General features: G+C 64.7%; 9 protein-coding genes. All 9 read right to left on the bottom strand.

Annotated elements, in window-relative coordinates; genetic code table 11:
* Positions 1-31: 31 nt before the first annotated feature.
* Positions 32-1,462 carry a pyruvate kinase gene (gene pyk, locus BKH33_RS04675; RefSeq protein WP_043538514.1) on the bottom strand — a complete coding sequence of 477 codons (1,431 nt, stop codon included), beginning with the start codon at positions 1,460-1,462 and terminating at the stop codon, positions 32-34.
* Between the two features lie 122 nt (positions 1,463-1,584).
* Entirely contained in the window at positions 1,585-2,556 is a 972-nt protein-coding gene (gene lgt / locus BKH33_RS04670; protein ID WP_081392040.1) for a prolipoprotein diacylglyceryl transferase, read from the bottom strand.
* Between the two features lie 36 nt (positions 2,557-2,592).
* On the bottom strand, positions 2,593-3,417 hold the full coding sequence (locus BKH33_RS04665; protein ID WP_003779539.1) for an indole-3-glycerol phosphate synthase TrpC: 825 nt from the start codon (positions 3,415-3,417) through the stop codon (positions 2,593-2,595).
* Positions 3,418-3,545: 128 nt separating this feature from the next.
* A complete protein-coding gene (gene hisI / locus BKH33_RS04660; RefSeq protein WP_003779535.1) occupies positions 3,546-3,908 on the bottom strand; it encodes a phosphoribosyl-AMP cyclohydrolase in 363 nt (120 codons plus the stop codon).
* 27 nt (positions 3,909-3,935) lie between these two features.
* Positions 3,936-4,325 carry a DUF2752 domain-containing protein gene (locus BKH33_RS04655; protein WP_043538520.1) on the bottom strand — a complete coding sequence of 130 codons (390 nt, stop codon included), beginning with the start codon at positions 4,323-4,325 and terminating at the stop codon, positions 3,936-3,938.
* 91 nt (positions 4,326-4,416) lie between these two features.
* Positions 4,417-5,001: a DUF4190 domain-containing protein gene (locus tag BKH33_RS14055; RefSeq protein ID WP_232621441.1), complete on the bottom strand. Its 585-nt coding sequence runs from the start codon at positions 4,999-5,001 to the stop codon at positions 4,417-4,419.
* A 196-nt stretch (positions 5,002-5,197) separates the two neighbouring features.
* On the bottom strand, positions 5,198-5,368 hold the full coding sequence (locus BKH33_RS04645; RefSeq protein ID WP_003779550.1) for a hypothetical protein: 171 nt from the start codon (positions 5,366-5,368) through the stop codon (positions 5,198-5,200).
* A 309-nt stretch (positions 5,369-5,677) separates the two neighbouring features.
* The gene (hisF, locus tag BKH33_RS04640) at positions 5,678-6,448 is read right to left on the bottom strand and encodes an imidazole glycerol phosphate synthase subunit HisF (protein ID WP_003779581.1); all 771 of its coding nucleotides are present in this window, start codon (positions 6,446-6,448) and stop codon (positions 5,678-5,680) included.
* The gene (locus BKH33_RS04635) at positions 6,445-7,476 is read right to left on the bottom strand and encodes a hypothetical protein (RefSeq protein WP_043538516.1); all 1,032 of its coding nucleotides are present in this window, start codon (positions 7,474-7,476) and stop codon (positions 6,445-6,447) included. Before BKH33_RS04635 ends, hisF begins: the two co-directional genes overlap by 4 nt.
* Positions 7,477-7,785: the final 309 nt, after the last annotated feature.

Here is a 7,785-nt window from a genome sequence, read left to right as displayed (position 1 = left end):
GAGGCCCCTCTCCGCGGTTCACCGGGACACCTCAGACCTTGTAGTCGCCCGTCTCGCCCACGGTGTGGACTCGGATCGAGTTGGTGGAGCCGGGAGTGCCCGGAGGCATTCCGGCCACGATGACGACGGTGTCCCCCGGCTGTGCCAGGTGCTTGTCCTGAAGGATCTCGTCGACCTGGGCCACCATTTCGTCGGTGTGCTCAACCTCGGGCACCTCGTAGCACTGCACGCCCCAGGAGACTGCGAGCTGATTGCGCGTCTCATGCAAAGGCGTGAAGGCCAGCAGCGGCAGGGGCGAGCGCAGGCGCGACAGGCGCCTGGCCGTGTCACCGGACTGAGTGAAGGTCACCAGGTAGGTGACATCAAGGTGCTCGCCCATCTCAGCTGCGGCACGGGTCAGGGCCCCACCGCGCGTCTGCGGGTAAGAGCCCAGGCCGGGGATGCGCTCCCCACCGTGCTCCTCGACGTTCTCGATGATGCTGGCCATGGTGCGCACGGCCTCAATGGGGTAGGCGCCCACGGAGGTCTCTCCGGAGAGCATGACCGCATCGGCGCCGTCGAGGATCGCGTTGGCGCAGTCGGAGGCCTCGGCGCGGGTGGGACGCGGGTTCTGGATCATGGACTCCAGCACCTGGGTGGCCACGATGACCGGCTTGGCCTGGCGGCGAGCCAGCTCGATGGCGCGCTTCTGCACCAGCGGGACGGCCTCGAGAGGCATCTCCACACCGAGATCACCACGAGCCACCATGATGCCGTCGAAGGTGGAGACGATGTCGAAGAGGTTCTCCACCGCCTGAGGTTTCTCGATCTTGGCGATGACCGGGATGCGCACGCCGACCTCGTCCATGATCTCGTGGACGTCCTTGATGTCATTGGCGTCGCGCACGAAGGACAGGGCGATGAGATCGGCACCGATCTTCAGCGCCCAGCGCAGGTCCTCACGGTCCTTCTCGCTGAGGGCGGGCACCGAGACCGCCACACCGGGCAGGTTGATGCCCTTGTTGTTGGAGACGTAGCCGGGCACCTCGACCTTGGTGACGACGTCCGTGTCCGTAACGGCCACGACACGCACCGCAACATTGCCGTCGTCGATGAGGAGCCGGTCGCCCGGACGGCAGTCGCCGGGGAGCCCCTTGAAGGTGGTGGAGGCGCGCTTGACGGTGCCGAGCACGTCGTCGATGGTGATGGTGAACTCGTCACCCTTGTTGAGCATGACCTTCTGGTCATCGACGAAACGGCCCAGACGGATCTTGGGCCCCTGGAGGTCCACCAGGATGGCGACGGCGCGACCGGAGGCCGCAGCGGCCTCGCGGATACGGGAGATGACCACCTCCTGATCCTCGGCACGGCCGTGGGAGCGGTTGATGCGCGCGACGTTCATGCCGGCGTCCACGAGCGCTTGCACCTGCTCGGGAGAATCAGTGGCGGGTCCGAGGGTACATACGATCTTGGCTCTACGCATGGGCTCAGGATACGGGACACCGGGCCCTGCGCACGAGGACGAATCCCTGCACGCGTCAGGTTGCGACGATCCTCACCCGGATTCCTTCCACCCGAGTCATACTCCGTCGTCCAGCGGAACCGCTACTCGTCCGTCCCGTCGTGCGCAGTCGACGCCGCCGTGCCGGGTTCTGCTGGTGAGACGTCCTCAGACGAGTCCTCCTCAGCCGAATCGTCTTCCGAGCGGCCCTTGCCCGTCTCCCGCCCCGGCCTCTCGATAGCGTCGCTGAGCGTCCTTCGGGAGACGAGGGCCAGCCCGATGGCGCCGACGAGGAAGATGACGATAGAGGTCCACACGTTCAGTCGCAGACCAAGAACCGTCTCGGCCTCGTCAATGCGCAGCATCTCGATCCAAACCCGACCGGCGGTGTAGATCATGAGGTAGGCCCACATCAGTCTTCCGCCCGTGACCCCGCTGCGGGCCCGCATCCTTCTCCCGATCCAGACCAGCAGGGCGGCCCCGACGAGGTTCCACAGGGCCTCGTAGAGGAAGGTCGGGTGAAACAGGGTGCCGGGCGGGTAGGCGGAGCCTGCCGGCAGATGGGCATCGTCGATCTGCAGTCCCCAGGGCAGCGTCGTCGGAGCACCGTAGAGCTCCTGGTTGAACCAGTTTCCCAGCCGGCCGATCGCCTGCGCGACCAGCAGCGCCGGGGCGACGGCGTCGGCCAGTGGGGCGATACGCAGACCGCGATGACGCAGAAGAAGCACCCCGGCCAGGACGCCCCCGGCGATACCTCCCCAGATACCCAGCCCCCCCAACCACGTCTGGGGGATGCGGGACAGGTCGCCATTCGGACCGAAGTAGTCATCGGGCGACGACAGCACGTGGTAAAGACGAGCACCCACGATTCCGGCCGGGACGGCCACGATGGCGACGTCGAGAACCACCTCCGGCCGACCGCCCCGAGCCCGGTAGCGTCGATCCGACCACCACACGGCCACGAAGACCCCGGTGAGAATGCACAGCGCATAGGCGCGAACCGGAATGGGCCCGATGTACCAGACACCCGAGGAGGGACTCGGTATGCCGGCGGGCATCGCTGCCGTGACCGACATCGCTGACATCATGGCGGAAAGCGTGGTGACAGGCACTCAGAGGACCTCTCGATGGGCGGAGGGGATCAGTGCTGGGTGGGCGCCGGCGGCGACCAGCTCAGCAACGAACTGCTGGGGATCGGTGGAGCGGATGATCGCCTCACCGACAAGGACGACGTCGGCGCCGCAGCGAGCGAAGCTCATGACGTCATGGGGGCCCCTGACTCCCCCGGCCGCGATGCGTACGACTTGCGTGGGCAGGACATCCGTGACCTGGTCGAACAGGCTGCAGTCGACGGTCAGGGCGTCAGGATCCCGGGTGTCGATGGCGATGATACGGGCGCCCGCATCGACCGCTGCCAGTGCCTCACGACGGGTGCGGACCTCGACAACGGCGCTCATCCCCAGGGAGTGGACCCTCTCGATGAGTCCTTCGAGCACCAGGGTCTCAAGGCGGGCGTCGAGCATGAGCAGATCGGCACCGTGAGCCCGGGCCTCATGCACCTGGTACGGGGTGACCACGAGGTCGTTGGCCAGGACGGGAAGGTCCACTGCGGCCCTGACGGCATCCAGGTCCTTGAGCGAGCCTCGCGTCGCGCTGGGACCCGTGACCACGGAGACGCAGGCGGCGCCGCCGGCCGCATAGAAGCAGGCCAGCATACCTGGGTCGCCGACTCCGCTGAGGTCGGCAAAAGTGGCCGTCGAGCGCTTGACCTCCGCGATGACCGTGACCGCTCGGTCGTCGGTGCGCAGACTGGACAGGGCGCTGATGGCTCCGGGGACCAGGCGCGAGGACTCTCGCAGACGAGTCAACGGGACACGCGAAGCCCGGCGGTCGGCAGCCGCTCTGGCCTCGGCCACCATCGCCTCGAACGAGGTCATCGCGCACCTCCTCGACCTCAGCTACCGGCGCTCCAGGAGGGCGCCTGTTCGTATCCATCGTGACGGCCCGAGGCCGTCTGTTGCAAATCGCTGGGCAGTGCCGGACAGCGTTGGCCGTGGCGGAGCAGTCAGTCGGGTCGCTCGCCCGGCTGCGCCCCGAGGTCACCACCGGCAAGGAAGCAGGTGTGCTCGCCGGTGTGGCAGGCCGCTCCGACCTGGTCGACCTCAACCAGAACTGCATCCCCGTCGCAGTCCAGGTGAACAGCCTTGACGTACTGAGCGTGTCCGGAGGTGTCCCCCTTGCGCCAGTACTCACGCCGAGACCGCGACCAGAAGGTCACCCGCCCCTCGGTCAGGGTGCGCCGGAGCGCCTCGTCGTCCATCCAGCCCACCATGAGCACCTCACGTGAGTCGTGCTGCTGGACGACGGCGCAGACCAGGCCATCTGCGTTGCGCTTCAGGCGTGCGGAGATCCGAGGTTCAAGAGCCACAGCCGCATTATGCACGCTGGCCACCCGTCACCCAGGAGGTCCGAGCAGGGGACCGAGGTAGACCCACATTCCTGGAAGGTTGCGTACCACGGCGAAAGCGGCACACGCCGCGCCAAGAAAGATGGCCTCCCTGCCCGTCACGAACTGCTGGCGCCGGCCTCGGGAAGATGCGATCAGCCAGCGCACGACCAGGACAACGGCGAACGCCTCCACCACGAGCGCGAAGGGGTTGTAGCCCAGGGCCGCCCACACGTCACCGTGAATGAGCTCCCGAGTTGCCCTGGTGCCACCGCACAGAGGACACCACAACCCCGTGATCCGGTGAAGCGGACAGAGGTCAGGAAGTCCCGGGGAACTGCGAGGCAGTGTCAGGGCCCGCAGGACGATGAGGCCGCCAGGGACGACCGACAGTCCCATGAGAATCCCCAGACCAATCCGCCCACCCAGCCCGGAGCGCCCACCGTCGCGACGAAGAGTCTTCGTCATACTCCCGCAGCAACCTTCAGATCTATAGTGAGCCAAGAAACGTCACCACGAAAAGCAAGAGAAAAGGGAAGCTGATAAAGGAGCCAATGCAGCCCAGCACCAATCCGGCGATCGAGAGCCCTTTATTGGTGGCGCGCCCCTCATCTGCGGCACGCATACCTTTGACACCCAACACAACCGCCGGCACACCCAGAATAATACCGAAATACAAGCAGTTCGCGAAGATGCTCGCGATACCGAGGCCCAGCGCCCAGCCCCCCAAAAAATTTCCCTCATATCGACGCGGATCATAGAAACCGCCCCCGTACGCACCTGGACCGTACGGCACATAGGGCCTGTAAGGATCCGGCGGGTAAGCGTACTGCTGACTATATGGCTGGCCGTAATACTGATGAGGCGATCCAGAGTACGGCACCACGTGACCTTCAGGAGGTTTCAGGAAGGGGTCGAGCTGACCGTCAGAGTATCCAGCGCTGTAATATCCCACCCAGCCGGCAGACGAATTCGCTTCACCAGAGAGTGGATATCCTTGAGAGAACAGAAAATCTTGACCACCTGCACCTCCCTGCTGATAGGGGCTCCCCGGATACGGGTTCACGTCACTCACTGTTCCTCCGAGTAGATCAACTACGGCGTACAGACTACAAGAATCCACACAACACGCCACAAGAGCTCCTACACTCCCCCATGGGGAGAACGCCCCATGATGACATCACCCACCTGGCACTTCGCCGTGCAAGCCCCAGACGGCTTGCACGGCGAAGTGCGGCGAAGTGCGGCGAGGACCTAGACACCCAGAGGCATCAGGACGACTGGACGGTGTTGAAGGTCTCGGTGAACTGCCCGGTAGCAACGTAGACAATCAGCAACAGGATCGAGATCCCGCCCATGATGATGCCGGCGATGGACACCCCCTTGTTGGTGGCACGCCCTTCGTTTGCCGCCTGCATGCACAGGTAGCCCACGATCATCACAGGGACACCCGTGAAAATGCTGCAGCAGAGCAGACTGGTGACCCCCAGGCCGAGAGCCCAGGTTCGGTAAGGTTGATGTCGACAGTATGTTGCTGAAGTATAACAGGCTCCAGTAGGCACGCAATTCCAGCCCTCCCACAGTCAGATCCGAGTATTGCGGCCGCTCAGCCACTCACCTCCTCACCTGACCAAGAACAGTAATGAACTCCCTACAGATTCTTATGATCGCAAGAATTCCCCACAAGATATCTCCCCGAGACATTATATGCATCTCCAAGGCCGCGCATCGATCCGCCCAGGTAGATATATTCAACGCACCGGATGGCCCGCATTTCGTAGCGCGTTCTTGGCCTCGGCGATGGTCATCGCTCCGTAGTGGAAGACCGACGCAGCCAAAACTGCATTGGCGCCATGATCCGCTGCGATCGCGAAGTCCTCAGGGCGTCCAGCGCCACCGGAGGCAATGAGCGGAACCCGTACCTGTCGACGAACGGTGTCGATCATCTCGGTGTCGAAGCCCTCGGTGACACCGTCGGCGTCCATGGAGTTCAGAAGAATCTCTCCGGCACCGAGCTCTGCGCCTCGAACCGCCCAGGCGACGGCGTCGATCCCGGTCGAGGTACGTCCTCCGTGAGTGGTGACCTCGTAGCCTGATGCGGTGCTGACGCCGGGGGGACACCGGCGCGCGTCCACCGACAGCACCACCACCTGGTTGCCGAAACGCTCTGCCACCTCCGCCAGCAGCTCGGGACGAGCAATGGCGGCGGTGTTGATGCCAACCTTGTCCGCACCGGCTCGCAGAAGCTGGTCGACATCATTGACCGAGCGCACTCCCCCGCCGACAGTCAGGGGTACGAATACCTGCTCCGCGGTACGGGAGACCACGTCAAGCATGGTGGAACGGCCTTCGTGTGAGGCCGACACGTCCAGGAAAGTGATCTCGTCAGCCCCCTGAGCGTCGTACCGGGAGGCCAGTTCCACAGGGTCTCCGGCGTCCTTGAGGCCTCGGAAGTTGACGCCTTTGACGACACGACCGTCTTTAACGTCCAGGCAGGGGATGATGCGAATGGCAACACTCATGAATGATCCTGAGGTGTGGGAGTGGAAGATGGGGCGCTCTGGGTGGAGGTCGGCGCTCCGCCCGATTGTTCCGCCACGGACGCGGAGGACTTGGCCGGATCGATGGCGAGGACGTCAATGACCACGACGACGGGCTCAGTACCCTGCGCCTGCTCCGCGGGCAGAGAGAGCACCACCCGCGAACCGACCGTGATATCGACCAGGTTCTGGGAGATACCCACCAATGTGTCGCTCATATCGATGCGCTTGGGAAGATTCTGATAACCGTAGGTCGATTCCCCCAGCACTTGGCCAGAAGACCAACTGACCATCGTGGTACGGGCGATCAGCCTGTGCTGGGTGCCGATCTGAGGGCCGGTTCCCTTGATGAGGACCGCTGTCGAGGCACGGGTTGGAGCCGGCAGGCCGGCGCTGCTGACCGTGATGGACCCGTCCGATCCTTCGCTGACGGTGGGGGTGCCTGAAGCCGGCTGCTTGGCCTCCCCGGTTGCCGTGGTGGGGAGAAGGTCGACCACGGTGATCTTTGTGGTCTGGGAACCATCCTCCTCCTCAGCCGGTTCGCGCAGGACGATCCGGGATCCCTCGTGCTGGCCAGAGACCGCCGCATTGATGTACTCACCAACTGAGGCCCCCAGCTTCCCCTGCCACAGCTTGTAGCCGTCGTCGTTACCAGTCGTGTTGTGTCCGTCGATGCCGGAGAACTGGGAGACCTGAAGGATGACCGGTGATCCCTCCGAGACCTCACGTCCCTGACCGGTCTCGACGACGTCGGTCAGCACAGAGCTGGGGGCTGACAGGGATGCCTCGTTGCTCAGAGTGATAGACGGTGCCGAGCCCGACCCGACTCGTCCACTGATTGTCAGCAGCTGGCTCAAAGGGGCGTTGCCATCGAGTACTGTCGCCTGGGCCACGGTGCTCGTCCCTGAGCCGTTCCTGCCGGAGACGAACTTGTTGACCGCCAGTGGCACCAGGATCATGGCGAGGACAACGACGCCGATCAGGCCGACAGCCAGAGGTCCCCTGGGCATACGGCCCAGCGGACCGCCCAGGGTACGCCGCCGCTGCGTCGGATCTGGATCCTCTGTCCCGACAATCGCGTCATCCTCTGGATGCGCAGGCTCATCGGCGTGATCGCCTCGATCAGCTGCCGTGTAGGCGCCTCGGGCACCATGGCCGCCGGCACGCGATGCCGTGGATGCCGGGGCGGCAGTTACGGGTCGCCAGGGACGGGAGGCGTCCTGCGCGGGGACGGTGGGATGGTGTGACACCTGCGGCTGAGACTGTGGCGCCGTATGAGCCGGGCGAGCCGGCGTCGGCGTACCGACGGATCGTGCACT

Origin of the sequence: Actinomyces naeslundii (assembly GCF_001956585.1) — a bacterium.
Classification (GTDB): Bacteria; Actinomycetota; Actinomycetes; order Actinomycetales; family Actinomycetaceae; genus Actinomyces; species Actinomyces naeslundii.
The sequence above is the reverse complement of the archived record's forward strand: the minus strand, read 5'-3'. Positions and strand labels throughout refer to the sequence as shown.

Coding starts and splice junctions, on each gene's coding strand:
- pyk (WP_043538514.1), bottom strand. CDS start 1,462: ATGCGTAGAGCCAAGATCGTATGTACCCTCGGACCCGCCACTGATTCT.
- lgt (WP_081392040.1), bottom strand. CDS start 2,556: ATGTCGGTCACGGCAGCGATGCCCGCCGGCATACCGAGTCCCTCCTCG.
- BKH33_RS04665 (WP_003779539.1), bottom strand. CDS start 3,417: ATGACCTCGTTCGAGGCGATGGTGGCCGAGGCCAGAGCGGCTGCCGAC.
- BKH33_RS04655 (WP_043538520.1), bottom strand. CDS start 4,325: ATGGGACTGTCGGTCGTCCCTGGCGGCCTCATCGTCCTGCGGGCCCTG.
- hisF (WP_003779581.1), bottom strand. CDS start 6,448: ATGAGTGTTGCCATTCGCATCATCCCCTGCCTGGACGTTAAAGACGGT.
- BKH33_RS04635 (WP_043538516.1), bottom strand. CDS start 7,476: ATGCCCAGGGGACCTCTGGCTGTCGGCCTGATCGGCGTCGTTGTCCTC.